A 17,517-nucleotide genomic window follows, 5' to 3' on the forward strand; every position below is an offset into this window, starting at 1 on the left:
TCATTGACAGAATCTTAAATAAGATCCCGCTGGTCGCTTAGCTTTTTGTTTAGTTTTCAAAGGTCAGTGTTTCAGTCGCTCTCTGACAGCGACTTTATAAGTGTATCACTTATAAAACATAATGTCAACATTTTGTTGAAAGTTTTTTTGTGAGTCACTTTCACTCCGTTTGGACAAACATGTTTTGCTGACAACGTTTAATAATATACCACTATAAATTTAACAATGCAAGGGGGGATTAATATATTTTTAAAATTTAATCTGGAATCCTCCCTATCATCCTCTTTTTTATATGAAAAAAGAAACACCTACCGATGGTTCAGCAGGTGTTTCTTTCATATCACTATACTTCGTCACTATCTCTATGACGCATTTGCGGGAACAATAAGACGTCTCGAATTGATTGAGAACCTGTCAAAAGCATCACTAAACGATCGATACCAATACCTAAACCACCCGTTGGAGGCATACCATACTCTAACGATTCAAGAAAATCTTCGTCCATCATATGTGCCTCATCATCACCATTTTCTCGCTCAACAAGCTGAGCTTCAAATCTTTCTCGCTGGTCAATTGGATCATTCAATTCCGTAAATGCATTGGCATGCTCTCGACCGACAATAAATAGTTCAAAACGATCTGTGAAACGTGGATCTTCTTCATTCTTCTTTGCCAATGGAGAAATATCAATTGGATGACCGTAGACAAAGGTTGGTTGAATAAGCTTCTCTTCAACAAAAGTTTCAAAGAATTCATTAACAACATGACCGAAGCTCATCGTCTCTTTAACAGGGACATTATGCTCTTTAGCCAAAGCGAGCGCTTCTTCATCGGACATCTCTTTCCAAAAGTCTACACCTGTGTGTTCTTTAATCGCATCAACCATATGGACACGTTTCCAACCTGGTGAGAGATCAACTTCGTTATCCTCATAAGATACAACCATCGTTCCATGAACCTCATTGGTGACATGGGCAATTAATTGTTCTGTTAGGTTCATAATATCTTGGTAATCAGCATACGCTTCATATAATTCAATCATCGTAAATTCTGGGTTATGTCGTGTTGAAATCCCTTCATTACGGAAAACTCGCCCAATTTCATATACTTTCTCTAAGCCACCTACAATGAGTCGCTTCAAATGTAATTCAATCGCAATTCTCATGTAAAGCGTCATATCTAAAGCATTATGATGGGTAACAAACGGTCGTGCTGATGCTCCACCAGGGATTGAATGCATTGTTGGTGTTTCAACCTCTAAATATCCATTGTTATCTAGGTAACGACGCATGGATTGTAAGATTTTACTGCGTAACACGAATGTATCGCGAACTTCAGGATTAACGATTAAATCAAGATAACGTTGGCGATAACGTTGCTCAACGTCCTTCAGCCCGTGATATTTATCCGGTAGTGGACGCAATGACTTTGAAAGAATCGTAAAATCATTAACTTTAACAGAGAGTTCGCCAACTTTCGTTTTAAAAGCAACACCCGTAACACCGACAAAATCACCAATATCAACTGAAGAGAATAATTCGTACTGTTCTTCACCAACAGCGTCTTTTCGAACATAAATTTGAACTTGTCCAGTTAAATCTTGAATGTGTGCGAAACCTGCTTTCCCTTTTCCACGCTTAGTCATAATGCGCCCTGCTATAGTAATAGGAAATTCATTTTCGGATAGCTCATCTTTTGAATACCCATCGCATTCGTCAAACATCGATTGCGCAGAATGCGTTCTTTCAAAACGAGCACCAAAAGGGTCTATCCCTAAATTCTGAAGTTCATTTAACTTTTCTCGCCGCACTTGGATCTGATCATTCGATTCTTGCTCTTGGCTCATATCACCATCTCCTATTTCCCTACACTTTTATTCACAAAGTGTGTATTCATATTCATCTACCTAACATTTTTTCATCTAAAAACGTCTGTTTAACTTATATTAAGAAATGTTTGGTACTGACATTATTAAGCGGTCCTTACGAAGAAAACTGCCAGTATATACCGGCAGTTTCTCATATCTCTGACGTATTATAGGTGACAAGGGGAATAATGTCAAACTAACCAGTAACGATTTCTTGCTGATTTGCCGGTTGTTGTGCTTCAACTTGTTCTACAAGTTGGTAAAGAGAATCTGCGAGTTCATCACGTGTATCCATCTGATTAATTTGATCGCGAAACTTTGCTGCGCCTTTAATACCTTTAATATACCATGCTGCATGTTTCCTCATCTCACGAACAGCTACACCCTCACCTTTTAATGCAATCAAACGGTCCAAGTGTAAAATACAAACATCCATCTTTTCGCGAACAGATGGGTCCAGACTCAATTCTCCTGATTCCAAGTATCGAATCGTGCGGTAAAGCATCCACGGATTCCCTAGTGCCGCTCTTCCGATCATAACACCGTCAACACCTGTTGTATCGAGCATTCTTCTCGCATCTTCTGGTGTTTTCACATCCCCATTTCCGATTACCGGGATTGTTACGTTGTCTTTCACATCTTTCAGGATTGACCAATTAGCTTCCCCTTCATACATTTGAATACGTGTACGGCCATGTAAGGATACAGCTTCTCCACCTGCTGCTTCGATTGCTTGCGCGTTTTCAACAGCATAGATGTGGTCCTCATCCCAGCCCATACGCATTTTAACAGTGACAGGCTTTTCAACCGCGTCTGTGACGACCTTCACCATTTGATAAATTTTATCTGGGTCTAATAACCATTTTGCTCCTGCATCACATTTCGTAATTTTCGGCACCGGGCAACCCATGTTGATATCAATAATATCAGCATTTGTTTGTTGATCAACAACCTCTGCCGCTTGCCTTAATGTGTCTTTATCGCCGCCAAAAATTTGTAAACTTAGCGGTTTTTCTCGTTCATCGACATAGAGCATATCTAAAGAACGTTGGTTTTTATGAACAATAGCTTTATCACTAACCATTTCAGCACAAACAAGCCCCGTGCCGAATTCCTTCGCAATTAATCGAAACGCTGGATTACAAACACCAGCCATCGGCGCTAACACGACTTGGTTTTTCATTTCAATGTCGCGAATTTTTAACACGATCAAGCACCTCTCCATCATCTATTTAATCAAAGACCACTCGTCCTTGTTAATATTTAATACCTCTGAAATATTTTCAATCATTTCATCGGTAGGTTGTCTATTTCCTCTTTCAATTTCACCTAATACTGAAATTGATACACCTATTTCATTGGCCAAATCTTCTTGTGTATAACCTTTTAATTTTCGAAAAGCCCGTATTCTCCGACCCCAGACCGTTTCTTCCATTTCCGTACACCCTCTTTATCAATTTCTGAAACGACTTCTTTTAGCTTTCTTCCATCATACCAACGAATATCTGGTTGAACTTCAAGAAGTGGAACGAGAACAAACGATCGTTCTAACATTCTTGGGTGCGGAATTTCTAGGTGTTGTAAGTTAATACTCTCGTTATTATACATTAAAATGTCAAGATCAACTGTTCTCGGCCCCCATCTCTCAACACGTGTTCGCCCTAAATCAGCTTCAATTCCTTGCGTTACGTTAAGTAGCTCAACAGGGGATAACGATGTAATAAACTGGACGACTGCATTTAAAAACAGTGCTTGATCTGTTTTTCCAACTGGATCCGTTTCATAAATCGATGAAGTTTCCTCCAATTGGATGTTCTCATGTTGACCTAATTGACGTAACGACTCTCTTATATAAACAGCTCGCGGCTCAATATTGGAGCCAATCGATACATAGGCGCGTTGGTTCAAAGCAGTTTTCAATGTTCTCGACTCCTATAAATTTCTACAGCGACAGAATCGTATTCACCTGGAATAGGTGGATTCGGCTTAGTCACCTTGACCGTACAAGCTTGGACTTGCGGAAAATGCGCCAGCAAATTATTAGCAATACTTTCACATAACGTTTCCACTAAATTCACAGGAGAGCCTTCCAGCACATTTTTCGTTTGCTCATACACGTCTGCGTAATTAACCGTCTTATTTAAATCATCTGTCACACCTGCAGGCTGAACATCGGTGTATAATATCACGTCAGCATAAAATCGTTGCCCTAGTTCGTTTTCTTGTTGATACACACCGTGATAACCATAAAATGACATTTGATTCACAAAGATTTTATCCATGACTGGCACCCTTTCCGAGTAAGACATCCATCATCTTTGTCATACGTTTCATTTCTAACACATCATGTACACGTACAATGTCACACCCTTCCCTAATCCCATAACAAACCGTCGCGCCTGTTCCTTCTACACGGTCTTCAGGGGGAAGGTCTAATGTCTTGGCGATCAATGATTTTCGAGAAGTCCCTAGTAAAATGGGGTATCCTTGGGCAGCTAATTGTGATAATCCACGCATCGCTTGTAAATTTTGCTCGTAATCTTTAGCAAATCCGATCCCCGGATCTAAAATGATTTGTTCATCTTTTACACCTGCTTGATGACAAATTTCGATACTTTCTTTTAAATCGGAAATCAAATCTAAGGAAACATTTTCATAAGAAGCTTTTTCGCGATTGTGTGTGAGGATGATCGGAACGTCATACTTGGCTGCAACTTCTGCAATTTTTGGATCGTATTTCGCACCCCAAACATCATTAATGATATCAACACCATGCTTAACCGCCACTTCAGCAACAGTGGATTTATATGTGTCAATTGACAAAGGAACATCAACCGACTGGCGAACAGCTTTAATGACAGGGATGACGCGGAGACTCTCTTCTTCTTCGGTTACATATTCCGCTCCTGGGCGTGTGGACTCTCCACCAATATCAATGATATCTGCACCTTGTGCGACCATTTCTTTCGCACGCTCTACCGCTTGACCGACATCGATATACTTCCCGCCATCAGAAAAAGAGTCAGGAGTTGCATTAAGAATTCCCATCACGTACGTTTTATGATTAAAATCTAGACGATGTTTCCCGAACTGCATTTGTTTCTTTTCTTTGACTACTGACATTTCAATCCCTCACTTCATCATAAATCATTTTTAGACCAAAGTGACCCTGTGTGAGAGCGATATAACGCTAATAGTTCTCGAAACTTCTCACCAGTTTTTCCAGGAAATAAATGTTCATCCAAAGAGCGGATTGCGACAATTTCCTGAATTGAATTTGTTATAAAAACTTCTTCAGCATCATACATATGCTCAATAGGGAATCGGCCTTCAATTGGCGTTAAGCCAACAAAGCGTGCTAAATATAACAAAAACGAACGAGTCACACCTTCTAGCGCTCCAGTTTCTACATGTGGCGTATAGAGGCGGTCACCTTTAATCCAAAATACATTTGAGACAACACCTTCAGTGACATCACCTTCATCATTTAAAAAAAGCCCTTCAACATTTGGGTCATTCCCAACTTCACGTTTGCCATATATATTATTTAAAAAATGATGTGATTTCAAACGAGAGGTTCCTTCTGGACTGTTCCGCCTCGTATTGAGTACTACAAGTCGCTTTTCTAGGTAATCGTTATTAACTGACAACCGTTTCGTATACACAATCGTCGTTGGCTGATCATACCCTTCAGTTTGCAAACCTACTGGACCTTCACCCGCTGATACGTTCCAACGAAAATAAGCGTCGTCCATTTGGTTTAATTCAAGCAATCTTGAAATGATATCTGCGACTTCGTCTCTATTATACAAAAAAGGGATCTTCAATTCTTGGCAAGATTTTTGTAAGCGAACAAAGTGATCATCCAACAAAAAAGGATGACCTTGATAGGTACGAAATGTCTCAAATAAGCCAACACCGTACATAAAACCGTGATCAAACGGAGAGATCACGGCTTCAGTTTCTTTTTGAAACAAACCATTTACGTAGAGGTACAAGTTCCATCAAACTCCTTATAGCATTCAATAAAATTGCGGAGCAACTGCTTACCTTCTCCTGTCATAATCGATTCAGGATGAAACTGAACCCCTTCTACCGGAAGTTCCTTGTGACGAATGCCCATCAATTCACCCTCAGATGTTGCGGACGTTTTTTCAAAACAGTCAGGAAGCGTGTCTTTTTTTACAATCAAAGAATGATACCTTGTTGCTTCAAATGAGCGTGGTAAACCTTGATAAATAGACTGACCATCGTGATCAATGTTACTCGTCTTACCATGCATGAATCGTTCAGCTTGCACAACTTCCCCACCAAATGCTTGCGCAATCGTTTGATGGCCGAGGCAAACGCCCAAAATGGGGACCTTTCCAGCGAAGTGCTTTACAACATCTAGACTAATCCCTGCTTCATTTGGGGTACATGGACCAGGGGAAATCATAATATACTTAGGATTTGCCTCCTCGATTTCCTTAACCGTCACTTCATCATTTCGGGCAACTTGTAGTTCATGCCCCATTTCACCTAGGTATTGAACGAGGTTATACGTAAACGAATCATAGTTATCAATCATAAAAATCATTTTAAAGCCTCCTCTGCTCGTCTTTACTTATTTTAGTGCGCTTGCCCTCATCTCTTCTTCACTTAACTCCGTTGCTTTCCATAAGGCTTTCGCTTTTTTTAGTGATTCTTTATACTCTGCTTCTGGCTCTGAATCGATCACAATCCCTGCCCCAGCTTGAACATGTCCAACGCCATCTTCAACAACCATTGTTCGAATCGAAATATTTAGCTCCATATCACCATTAAAACCAATCCAACCTAACGAACCCGTATACACACCTCGGCGCACAGGCTCTAACTCTTCAATAATTTCCATCGTTCGAACTTTTGGAGCACCTGTAATTGTTCCACCAGGAAAAGTAGCGGCAATCGCATCAAAAGCGTCTTTGTTCTCTGCTATTTCACCGCAAACATTTGAAACGATATGCATAACGTGAGAGTAGCGTTCGATCACCATTAATTCATCGACCATCACACTACCGAACCGACAAACCCGACCTAGATCGTTTCTTTCCAAGTCAACGAGCATAACATGTTCAGCTCGTTCCTTGTCATTGTTTATAAGCGTATTAGCAAGATGTTCATCTTCCTGCCTATCTTTGCCCCGCGACCTCGTACCTGCAATAGGTCGGGTCGATAAGTTGTTTCCATCCTTTTTCACAAGTAGTTCAGGTGAACCACTTACAAGCTGTTTGTTCGGCGCGTGAAAATACCCCATATACGGAGATGGATTTAATGTACGAAGTGTATCGTAAATATGCAGCGAATGTACATTTAAGGGACGTGACTCACGAACAGATAAATTGACTTGAAAGACGTCACCTGCTGATATATACTCTTGCACTTTCCGGACTGCATCATGAAATCCTTCTTCAGAAAATGTACGTTGCACCGATGGTTTAGCGTTTTTTGAATGCTCTTGTGGCACGCGGCGCTTATACCACGGATCATGTACGTTTTCTCGTAACGCCTGTTCCCACATACAATCCAAATAAGATAATCTACCCTCTACCTCTTCACCATCATATACATTCGTGATCATCCATACGCAATTTTCTTTGTGATCAACGACATAAACATCATCGAATACAAATAAATGGACATCATCTGTATTTAGGTCATCGCTAGAGGACGGCGGGATGTTTTCAAATTCACGAACCATATCATAGCTTATCCAACCAATTGCCCCACCTTGAAAATCTGGCATACTTGGATCTAGTACTGTTTCATATTTAGCAAACCAAGTTTTCAAGGAGGATAATAAAGGACCCTCAAAACGAATCTCCTCACCATTCATTGTAACGGTGAGTTCATTGTTTTTTCCGCGTAATTCAGCCCAAGGATCCACTCCCATAATAGAATAACGACCAGCACGCCCACTTTCTAAAAGAACGTGGTGGGTTTGATTTTCTGTTAAAGCTTGGTACACTTTAAACGTTTCACATTGTGAATCCGTTAGTTTTCGTGTACGCGCCCATGGTCTCCGTTGTCTATCTTGTCCTTCTGCCACCCAATAAACCCTCACCTTCAACTGTAATATACGACCTAGGAAATGACTATGACATCATTATAATCGTGTAAACGTAAAGGAGCAATGCAGAAACATTACTAAAAAAGTCGACGGCAAGATCGTTCATCTACGTAGAGCGGTACCTAAATAACTTGTACCTGCCCTAATCCGTTAGATTACTTTCTTACACATCGACTCAAAAACATTTATATATTTTTAACGCTAACGTCACCATGCAGCGTTAGTCAGTGCATAAAATACACTTCGTAAACTTTACAAATCTTCATCCTCAGAACCAGTTAACAACTGTTCAAGCTCTTGCTTAGATACACGATATACTTCATTACAAAAGTGACATTGTGTTTCAGCACCCTCGTCTTCATCAATCATTTCTTGAATATCCTGATTGTCGAGACCACGAATCGCTCGGAGAACGCGCTCCTTTGAACAATGACAAGAGAAAGCAACTGGCATATGGTCAATGAATTTCACGTCATCTTCTCCAAGCAAACGCTGCAAAATTTCTTCAGGTGTTAAACCATCTTGAAGAAGTTGCGAAATGGGCGGAATACTAGAAAGTCGTTCTTCTATTTGAGAAATCAGTTTGTCCCCTGCACCTGGTAGTACTTGTACAATAAAACCACCTGCCGCTTCGACTTTTTCCTCTGCTCCCACGATAACACCGAGACCTACCGAAGAAGGAATTTGTTCAGAAACTGCATAGTAGTAAGTGAAATCTTCACCAAGCTCCCCAGAAACAAGCGGTACACTCCCTGTAAATGGATCTTTCAATCCTTGGTACTTAACAACAGATAAAGTACCTTCTGTCCCAACAGCTCCAGCGACATTTAATTTCCCGTGCAATGTTCGTTCAGGGTCAACATGCGGCCCTTTTAGATAACCACGCGCATTCCCTTCAGAATCACTATCAATAATGATCGGACTAGCTGGTCCGTTTCCTTCAATTTTCACAGTGATTTTCTCTTCACCTTTTAACATTGCACCCATCATCGTTCCCGCAGATAGAGAGCGCCCTAAAGCAGCCGTTGTTGTGCGCCAAGTATCATGACGGCGCGCTGCTTCTTGCACCATTTCTGTAGAACGAATCGCGTAAGCCCGTATATATCCATCATGGGCTAATGCTTTTACTAAATAGTCACTCATCTATGTTTGTCTCCTTTCTTGCACTTACCGTTCATCTAAAGTTGTTCATTGTTCTTTTCGTAAATCCACTTCAACCCTTTTAATGTTAAGAATGAATCAACGACATCAATAACAGTTGCCTCCTTAGCAATAAGTGGCGCTAATCCACCTGTAGCAATTACGGTCGCATCTTCATTCGTTTCTTTTTTCATGCGACTAACAATTCCCTCGACTTGTCCAACATAACCATACAAAATACCAGATTGCATTGCAGTCACAGTATTACTACCAATAATATTTTTCGGCTTAGCAATTTCAATACGTGGAAGTTTTGAAGCGCGGTTATATAGTGCTTCAGTAGAAATAGAAATCCCTGGAGCAATCGCCCCACCGACGTATTGACCTTTTCCATTAATACTGCAAAACGTCGTTGCTGTACCAAAATCAACGATAATGAGCGGTCCACCATACTCATGAATACCTGCAACGGCATTCACAATACGGTCAGCACCTACTTCACGAGGGTTATCATATTTAATATTCAAACCTGTTTTTATACCAGGACCAATTACGATCGGTGTAAGATTGAAATATTTTTTACACATTTGTTCGAGTGCATACATAATTGGAGGAACAACTGATGATATGATCACGCCAGAGATATCACTTGCTCCAATACCTTCATGATTAAACAAATCCTTTACAAGCATCGCATATTGATCTTCCGTTTTACTTGCATCCGTTCCGATGCGCCAATGATATTTTAAGTTTTCTCCTTCATAAACACCAAGGACAATATTGGTATTACCAGCATCAAGGACAAAAATCACCGTTTCCCACCACCTGAACAATAAATTCGGTTCTTTTCCGAAAAGAAAGGGTGCCTAATATAGACACCCTATTTTACCATACTATTCTTTTTTATTTATATCATTTTGGCTTGATGACTCTGAAGTTTCATCGGAAGGTGATTGGTCACTTTCGCTCACACCTTCAGTTTCGTTATCTTCTTGCTGTGAAGAGTCACTTTTCTCAACTTCATTCGTATTCGTGTTCAAGTCTTCATCAGACTTACCTTGGATTTTGACTGTCACATCCGAGTCATCATCCTTTTCACCATTTAACTTTTTCGTCATATGGTGATCATCAGGAAGTTTTCCTTCTTCGACAAGAGAATAAATTTGCTTCTCATCTAATGTTTCAAACTCAAGTAGAGAGTCCGCAACAAGTTCAAGCTTATCTTTATTGTCCTCTAAAATTTGTTTACAGCGGTCATAACATTCTTTAATAATACGCTGCATTTCGAGGTCAATTTCGTGAGCAATCGCATCACTGTAGTTAGGATCATTGTTGATATCACGGCCGAGGAAAACTTCTCCCCCTTGACCTGATCCGAATTGAAGAGGTCCGAGTTTATCACTCATACCATATTCAGTGACCATTTTTCGAGCAATGTTTGTCGCTCGTTGGAAGTCGTTGTGAGCACCTGTACTCACTTCACCAAACATTACTTCTTCGGCGACACGACCACCTAAAAGACCAACAATCTTATCAAGTAATTCAGGTTTGGTCATGAAGTAGCGATCTTCTTTCGGAAGCATCATCGCATAACCGCCTGCTTGACCACGTGGTACGATTGTTACTTTGTGTACCATGTCAGCATTTTCAAGTTTCACACCAACAACAGTGTGACCTGCTTCGTGGTGAGCAACAATATTTTTCTCTTTTTCAGAAATGACACGGCTCTTCTTAGAAGGACCGGCAATGACACGGTCTACCGCTTCGTCGATTGATTCCATGTCAATTTTCGTTTTATCGGCTCTAGCAGCGACAAGAGCTGCTTCATTTAACAAGTTCTCTAAGTCGGCACCAACAAATCCTGGCGTTCGCTGAGCAACGGCTTTAAGGTCAACATCCTCTGACAATGGCTTGTTTTTAGCATGGACCTGAAGCACCTCTTCACGTCCTTTAACATCTGGGCGTCCAACCGTAATTTGTCGGTCAAAACGTCCCGGACGAAGTAATGCTGGGTCAAGAATATCAGCACGGTTTGTTGCTGCAATGATAATAATTCCTTCATTTGCACCGAAACCGTCCATTTCAACAAGCAATTGGTTCAGCGTCTGTTCACGCTCATCGTGACCGCCACCTACACCTGCGCCGCGTCGGCGACCAACAGCGTCAATCTCATCAATAAAGATGATACAAGGTGAATTTTTCTTCGCATTTTCGAATAAATCACGTACACGTGACGCACCAACACCGACAAACATCTCAACGAAGTCGGAACCACTAATCGAGAAGAACGGTACGCCTGCTTCACCTGCAACTGCTCGAGCAATTAATGTTTTACCTGTTCCCGGTGGACCAACGAGTAAGACACCCTTCGGTATACGGGCTCCAATTTCTGCGAATTTGCGTGGGTCTTTCAAAAAGTCAACCACTTCGACGAGCTCTTGCTTTTCTTCTTCAGCACCCGCTACGTCTTTGAAGCGTTCCTTCTTCTTCTCTTCTTGGTAGAGCTTTGCTTTACTCTTACCAAAGTTCATAACCTTGTTTCCGCCACCTTGCGCTTGGCTTAACAAGAAGAAGAAAAGTATGAAAATAATAACGAAAGGAATAATCGCGGTAAAGAAATTCACCCATCCACTAGGCTCTTCCGCTTTTTCCATCTCTACTTGTAGACCGCCTGCACCTGGCGTTGTTGCTTGTAAGATCTCACCGATCCAAGCTTCTGTATCCGGAGCATTTACGACAAAGTATTCATCCTCTTCTGCTCCAACTAACTGTCCACGTACTTCAAGTACATCTAATTCAGGTTGGACTGTCATCGATTCAATTTCTTCATTGTTTAGATACTCTTGAAAAGTATTGATGTTAATTTCTTCAACTTCCTCAGGTGGGTCATTAAATAGGCTAACAATCCCCACAATCACGAGGAAAATCATTAAATAAAAAATGGTATTCCGAAAAATTCGGTTCATGCTTTCGTTTACCTCCTCCCGCGAACGAGTACACTTTTATAATCGTATCACAAATGTTTTAATTTCTACAATTAATTACCCTTCATATATCTCTGGTTTCAAAACACCAATATACGGGAGGTTACGGTAGCGTTCAATATAATCTAATCCATAACCAACAACAAATTCATCTGGGACAGTGAACCCAGCGACATCTGGAGATAAGTCGACATTTCGACCTTCTGGTTTGTCGAGCAATGTAACAATTTTAACTGACTTTGCTTGACGATGGTGGAACAGCTTCACTAAATAACTAAGTGTCAAACCACTGTCAATGATATCTTCGACGATCACAACGTCACGGTCTTTTACAGATGTATTTAAATCCTTGACGATTTTCACTTCGCCTGAAGAAACCATTTGTTCCCCATAACTAGAAACGTCCATTAAATCATACTCAATGTGAATATCGAGTCGTTTAATTAAATCGGCCATAAAAGGGAGTGATCCTTTAAGTACACCAACAACTAACGGGAAGTTTTCTTTATATTCTTCCGATAATTGTTTGCCTAATTCATCAACTTTTTCTTGGATCTCTTCTTCAGTAATTAATACTTTTTCCATATCATCATGCATATTTTCCTTTGACCTCCTCATTATGTTGCGGTCGATTTTTTCATTTCAAACCTTATTCCCACTACATTCATATATGATTAAAACTATTACCATTTATCGTAGTAAAGCAATAACCAACGTTTCGTATTGTTGCTTACTTGAGCAATCCGTGAGGCTCGCAGGTTTGGAACCCATAAAACTTGGTCATCATTCGTTACGACAATCGGCCACTGATTTCGTTTTTCAAGTGGGATTTTCTCATCGATGAATAAATTTTTCAATTTTTTTGACCCATCCATCCCTATCGGATCAATCCGGTCACCTCTTCGCCTCGTTCGAACCGAAAGCGGAACATTTATTTGATCATAATCAAACACAGAAAAGTCGAACCCATTCATTTGTAAAGGGGGTGATTGAAACACCTCGGCCTTTATACTTCCCTGATTCCACTTGATCATGCCTGGAACTGGGATCTGCTGAGCAGAAAGATTGACTTTTTCTTCAACATTTCCGTGTCTTTTTTTTATGTAAAGCCTCTCATATGACCGTTCAGCTCGAAGACCTCCAGGTAAATCTGCAAAAGAGGAAGCCGTATGTTTTCTGCACAAATGCAGAACGTTCTCAATATGTAATGCACCAATCGATTCCATATGTTCGGGACAAAGATAGTTTAATATTAGATGAATCCCGCGTCTTTGTAAAGGGACAGGCATTCGATGTAACTCGTCAATATTCAATGCCAATGGGATTCCCCAAGGTCGAGGAACGATTTGTTGAATTTCTTTTTCAGCCATTTCCAACAGTAGTTGATGATCGCTTTGCAGCCATTCGCTTTGTTGCTGATAATGTTGATGTACATTTGGGTTCTCTTGTTTTAAAAACGGTAAAACATTCATTCGAAATCGATTTCTCGTATATGTTGGATCTTCATTACTATTGTCATAGCGTGGAGATAAACCTTCTTTGTGACAATAGTTGACAATCATTTCCTTTGTCACAGAAAGTAACGGCCTTATTATCATACCTGGAGCAAAAGGACGTTGTACTGGTACCCCTGATGAATAGCCAACACTCCCTCTTACTTGTTGCATGAGCATCGTCTCTATTTGATCATCACCGTGGTGTGCTGTAGCTAAACGGTTTGCCTCTTGTTTCTCCATTTGTTCAGATAACCATTGATAGCGACATTGCCTTGCTGCTACCTGTTTGGAAAGACGGTGTTCTTCAGCAAACTGAGCAACATCCAAGTGAGCGCCTATAAATTCAATCCCCCGTTCTTCACAAAAAGCACGAACAAATTCATAATCATCACGAGAGGCACGATCACGAAGGCCGTGGTCTACACTGGCACAAATAATTGAAATCGCAAACTCATGTCGATAAACCCATAAATAATGCAGCAATGCTAAAGAATCTGGACCACCAGATACAGCAATCAGGACTCTGTCATTTGGTTTAATGAGCTCATGTTTTCGAATGAACGATTTAACGGCTTGGTTCATAACGGTGACCAATCCCCTTTCCAAATGAGAACAAGGCAATCACGAAGACAAGCCCTCCTGCAATTGCTCCGGCTTGTAATAACGTTTCTACACCCGTAGCTAACCCTTGGATATACGCTCCTTCCACAAATGAACGCATCGTACTGTATGCTTGCCCTCCTGGTAAGAGTGGGATAACACCAGGTAAAGCAAATGTGGTAGCAGGTAATCTCATTTTTCGCGCAAGAAGGTGAGCAACTAAAGCAGCAAAAAAAGAAGAGATTGCCGTAGCCATCACTGTATTTACCCCGAATATAGGCAGTGTATGATAATTAAACCACGTTAATACACCAATTAAACCTGCGAGGAGTAATGCACGCTTTGGAACGCTAAAAATGACCCCAAACCCTACAGTTGCAATAAAACATAGCAATAATTCCAAAAGCACAACAGGTTCCTCCCCTTTAAAGTGTTAATGTAAGCGCCAACGCAATGCCTGAAGCAATCGCTAGCGAGGTCAATAACGCTTCCGCTCCTCGACTTGTCCCAGCAATCAAATCTCCTGACATTAAATCTCGTAAGGCATTGGTAAGCGTCACACCTGGGACAAGTGGCATAACCGTCCCGATAATCATTTGGTCTACATTTAATCCTAGCCCTAATGTATATAATATAATTGCACTAAATCCACCTAAAAACGAAGCCGTAAATTCTGCGAAAAATCTTACCTTTAAATACTTTTCAATTTGAACCATAGTCATACTGGCAATCAATGCTGTAAAAAATACGGGCAATAAATCAGCTAAACTTCCGCCAAATAAATACGAAAAAATACTCCCAGCAACAGCTGCTGATAAATGAATGAACCAAAGTGGATAATGGATGGGTGCCACGGAAACCTTCTGAAGCTGGCTCTGTGCCTCATCAGCTGAAATATATCCAGTGACAAATTCCCGGGAAATTTGATTGACTTCTGCCACTTTATTTAAATCCTGAAGCCGATCATCAATTCGAACCATCTGCATCTGATCGTCTTTTCCCTCTGCTTCAAAGGATAGAAAAATGCCCGTTGCGGTAGCGAAGCAATGAACATTACTAAAATTTGCAGATTTAGCCATTCTCTCTAACGTATCTTCGACGCGATAAGTTTCTGCACCATACGTGAGCATGATTTCTCCTGCTAACAGGCAGATATCCATCACCTGATTTGCTTTTGCCATCGAAGATTCCCCCGCCTGCGTAGTTGTTGTTCCACTCCTCTGTACACTTCATATATGTAAGAATGGTTAATATTATTGTCCAGCTCCAAGCGCTATCGGCTCGAGGCCATTTCGGTCCTGCATTTAAAGCAAAAGCGCTTCTGCTTGCAGGACCTCTAGTGAATCTAACTTCGACGTGGAGCTGGAAGAGAAAGAGACACGTATTTGCCGATTTTCAAGCGCCTTGCGCTTTTCTATCTGTCTAGTTTCAACGCCTACGAGCTCGAGGTCGCTTCAGGCCTTTTCAGAAGACAAAAAGCGTCTTAGCTGCCCTGCATTCCAAAGAGCGTTTACCTCGGCGCACAAGCTTCGATTTGCCTCGACGGATACGCTACAAAGCAGAGCTTGCAGAGGAAGAGGCAGCGCTTGTCGCTCGTTAGCGAGGCGTTTCAACTTTTCTACTTACATCATTTGTCCAAACCAGTATAGAATATATACTAAAAGAAGAAAAGAGCCTACAAGGAACGTCTCAAAAATTGCTGACGATTTTTTTGCTGGTTGTTTCTTTTTCTTCTTTCGTTGTTTCGTCGGCGCTTGTGTACGCCTTGTTACTTTGTATTCTCGTCGCGAATCACTGGAACCCACTTGTGAAACCAATGATTTTCTCATTGCCATCGCTTCGGAAAACTTCCCTTGTAAAGCCCCTTCAATTGTCGATTGATATTTTTTTAAAATCGTGTCATTAACAATCGCTTTTTGTAATTGCTTATATGGGGCCGAGGAGGGCTTTTTATCAAAACGAGACGGATACCTTGAATTAATCATAATCATTGCCACACTATAGAGATCATAGCTAGGTTCTGCTTTTCTAGAGCCAAGCCCCCAATAGCCACGGTCAAAAAACTCCGTGTATTCTTTAATTGCCCGCCCTTTCATCGTCGTCCCACCAACGTCCATCCAGCGAATGCGGTACGGAGGACCTGTTACAATCAAGTTTTCAGGCTTTAAATCTCCAAATATCCAACCGATGCGATGTAATCGGTCTAAGTCACTAAGAAGCTGAACCATGAGGATGCCTAGCCACTCTGGACGATGCTTTTGCCAAAAAGGAATTAATGGTTCTCCTTCTAAATACTCCATCACATAAAACGGGTATGTGCCCTCTGAAGTGATGATATCATCCACATCGATAAAAGAAGGCCCAAGGTGTTGACCTTGGACCTTAGATAGTTGCTGTAAGACGTTTACCTCCGAAGATATTGCCATTGATTCGGCCCCGACTTTTAATGCAACAGCTCCATCGACACCGTGCGCTAAGTAAACGGTGCCTGTTGCCCCATAGCCCAACTGTTTAACAATCTTATATGATTTTCGGTGCCACTTCCCAATAACCTGCTGCCCGGGATGTAGTTTACATACCTGGTTCTTCGAGATAAATTCCTTCATCAATCGGCTGCTCTTTCTTTTTCATTCGTTTACGGAATGCATTTAACGCTTCCTGCAACGCTGGGCCAGTTGGGGTGACACCACCAGATGATAGCTTATCAAAAACACCTGTTAATGTTTCAAGTTTAGGTGTCCAATTTAAGCGACGTTCGATTGACTTTCGTTTCGCAGGGAATGAATAAACAGAAAACTGATTATCACCTGTACGCGCATTTAAACTAACCGATAAATCAGTTAACGCTTCTTGAACCATTGGTAGTTTTGACTTCATACTCGCACTCGTGTCAACAAGGATTAAAATGTCTAAATCCATTGTTTCACCGAGTTCATCAACAACTTCAGTCACTTGCCCACGCTTTTCTGGTTCTAAATCTTCCATACTCGTTTCTTTACCGAGAATACCTTCCAACTCTTTGCTAACAACGCCTTGGATCGTTTGTGTCATACCTTTTCTTGTTACCATTTGGACAGTTTGTGACAGTTGTTGTGTATAAACGATTTGACTGACACCGCCACCTGCCATTGCAATGCCTTCCACTTCTTGTATCCCTTGCTCGCTCATTTGACCTTGTTCAATTACGCCAATCACATTGATTGTGATTCCTTCCTCTTTCGCGAGCGCGGCCATCGCAATTGGATCCTCGCCTGTATTTGAACAACCATCTGTAAGCAATAAAATTTGCCGTAACGTTCCTCGACTCATGATAGTTTCCTCCTTCAACGATCTTGTTGT

General features: G+C 41.1%; 18 protein-coding genes. All 18 read right to left on the reverse strand.

All coding sequences use genetic code 11. The features are described from left to right. Nucleotides 1–343: 343 nt before the first annotated feature. The 18 genes from lysS to HNQ41_RS15215 all read right to left on the reverse strand — a co-directional run bounded on the left by lysS (nt 344) and on the right by HNQ41_RS15215 (nt 17,487). Nucleotides 344–1,846 carry a lysine--tRNA ligase gene (lysS, locus tag HNQ41_RS15130; RefSeq protein WP_184665280.1) on the reverse strand — a complete coding sequence of 501 codons (1,503 nt, stop codon included), beginning with the start codon at nt 1,844–1,846 and terminating at the stop codon, nt 344–346. 217 nt (nt 1,847–2,063) lie between these two features. Beyond that, nucleotides 2,064–3,074 (reverse strand): tRNA dihydrouridine synthase DusB, encoded by a 1,011-nt coding sequence (gene dusB / locus HNQ41_RS15135; RefSeq protein ID WP_184665338.1) that lies wholly within the window; start codon nt 3,072–3,074, stop codon nt 2,064–2,066. A gap of 21 nt (nt 3,075–3,095) precedes the next feature. After that, on the reverse strand, nt 3,096–3,302 hold the full coding sequence (locus tag HNQ41_RS15140) for a helix-turn-helix domain-containing protein (protein WP_184665281.1): 207 nt from the start codon (nt 3,300–3,302) through the stop codon (nt 3,096–3,098). Continuing rightward, on the reverse strand, nt 3,254–3,775 hold the full coding sequence (folK, locus tag HNQ41_RS15145; RefSeq protein WP_184665339.1) for a 2-amino-4-hydroxy-6-hydroxymethyldihydropteridine diphosphokinase: 522 nt from the start codon (nt 3,773–3,775) through the stop codon (nt 3,254–3,256). The genes HNQ41_RS15140 and folK overlap by 49 nt, the downstream gene beginning before the upstream one ends. A gap of 8 nt (nt 3,776–3,783) precedes the next feature. Continuing rightward, entirely contained in the window at nt 3,784–4,149 is a 366-nt protein-coding gene (gene folB, locus HNQ41_RS15150; protein WP_184665282.1) for a dihydroneopterin aldolase, read from the reverse strand. Continuing rightward, nucleotides 4,142–4,990 (reverse strand): dihydropteroate synthase, encoded by an 849-nt coding sequence (gene folP, locus HNQ41_RS15155; protein ID WP_246421736.1) that lies wholly within the window; start codon nt 4,988–4,990, stop codon nt 4,142–4,144. Before folP ends, folB begins: the two co-directional genes overlap by 8 nt. 17 nt (nt 4,991–5,007) lie before the next feature. Continuing rightward, nucleotides 5,008–5,865, reverse strand: coding sequence for an aminodeoxychorismate lyase (gene pabC / locus HNQ41_RS15160; protein ID WP_184665283.1), 858 nt, complete (start codon nt 5,863–5,865; stop codon nt 5,008–5,010). After that, a complete protein-coding gene (gene pabA, locus HNQ41_RS15165; protein WP_184665284.1) occupies nt 5,850–6,446 on the reverse strand; it encodes an aminodeoxychorismate/anthranilate synthase component II in 597 nt (198 codons plus the stop codon). Before pabA ends, pabC begins: the two co-directional genes overlap by 16 nt. Before the next feature lie 27 nt (nt 6,447–6,473). Beyond that, complete coding sequence (locus HNQ41_RS15170; RefSeq protein ID WP_184665285.1) at nt 6,474–7,937, reverse strand: chorismate-binding protein; 1,464 nt, start codon at nt 7,935–7,937, stop codon at nt 6,474–6,476. A 273-nt stretch (nt 7,938–8,210) separates the two neighbouring features. Continuing rightward, entirely contained in the window at nt 8,211–9,101 is an 891-nt protein-coding gene (gene hslO / locus HNQ41_RS15175) for an Hsp33 family molecular chaperone HslO (protein ID WP_184665286.1), read from the reverse strand. A 35-nt stretch (nt 9,102–9,136) separates the two neighbouring features. After that, nucleotides 9,137–9,910: a type III pantothenate kinase gene (locus HNQ41_RS15180; protein ID WP_184665287.1), complete on the reverse strand. Its 774-nt coding sequence runs from the start codon at nt 9,908–9,910 to the stop codon at nt 9,137–9,139. 81 nt (nt 9,911–9,991) lie between these two features. Continuing rightward, a complete protein-coding gene (gene ftsH, locus HNQ41_RS15185; protein WP_184665288.1) occupies nt 9,992–12,064 on the reverse strand; it encodes an ATP-dependent zinc metalloprotease FtsH in 2,073 nt (690 codons plus the stop codon). 75 nt (nt 12,065–12,139) lie between these two features. Continuing rightward, nucleotides 12,140–12,679 (reverse strand): hypoxanthine phosphoribosyltransferase, encoded by a 540-nt coding sequence (hpt, locus tag HNQ41_RS15190; RefSeq protein WP_184665289.1) that lies wholly within the window; start codon nt 12,677–12,679, stop codon nt 12,140–12,142. Between the two features lie 86 nt (nt 12,680–12,765). Then, on the reverse strand, nt 12,766–14,160 hold the full coding sequence (gene tilS / locus HNQ41_RS15195) for a tRNA lysidine(34) synthetase TilS (RefSeq protein ID WP_184665290.1): 1,395 nt from the start codon (nt 14,158–14,160) through the stop codon (nt 12,766–12,768). Continuing rightward, nucleotides 14,144–14,587 carry a threonine/serine exporter family protein gene (locus HNQ41_RS15200; RefSeq protein ID WP_184665291.1) on the reverse strand — a complete coding sequence of 148 codons (444 nt, stop codon included), beginning with the start codon at nt 14,585–14,587 and terminating at the stop codon, nt 14,144–14,146. The genes tilS and HNQ41_RS15200 overlap by 17 nt, the downstream gene beginning before the upstream one ends. A 16-nt stretch (nt 14,588–14,603) precedes the next feature. Further along, nucleotides 14,604–15,359, reverse strand: a complete 756-nt coding sequence (locus HNQ41_RS15205; protein WP_184665292.1) for a threonine/serine exporter family protein — start codon at nt 15,357–15,359, stop codon at nt 14,604–14,606. A gap of 441 nt (nt 15,360–15,800) precedes the next feature. Then, a complete protein-coding gene (locus HNQ41_RS15210) occupies nt 15,801–16,784 on the reverse strand; it encodes a serine/threonine protein kinase (protein ID WP_184665293.1) in 984 nt (327 codons plus the stop codon). After that, a complete protein-coding gene (locus tag HNQ41_RS15215; RefSeq protein WP_184665294.1) occupies nt 16,750–17,487 on the reverse strand; it encodes a vWA domain-containing protein in 738 nt (245 codons plus the stop codon). Before HNQ41_RS15215 ends, HNQ41_RS15210 begins: the two co-directional genes overlap by 35 nt. Nucleotides 17,488–17,517: the final 30 nt, after the last annotated feature.

This window comes from Texcoconibacillus texcoconensis (genome assembly GCF_014202575.1).
Classification (GTDB): Bacteria; Bacillota; Bacilli; order Bacillales; family Salisediminibacteriaceae; genus Texcoconibacillus; species Texcoconibacillus texcoconensis.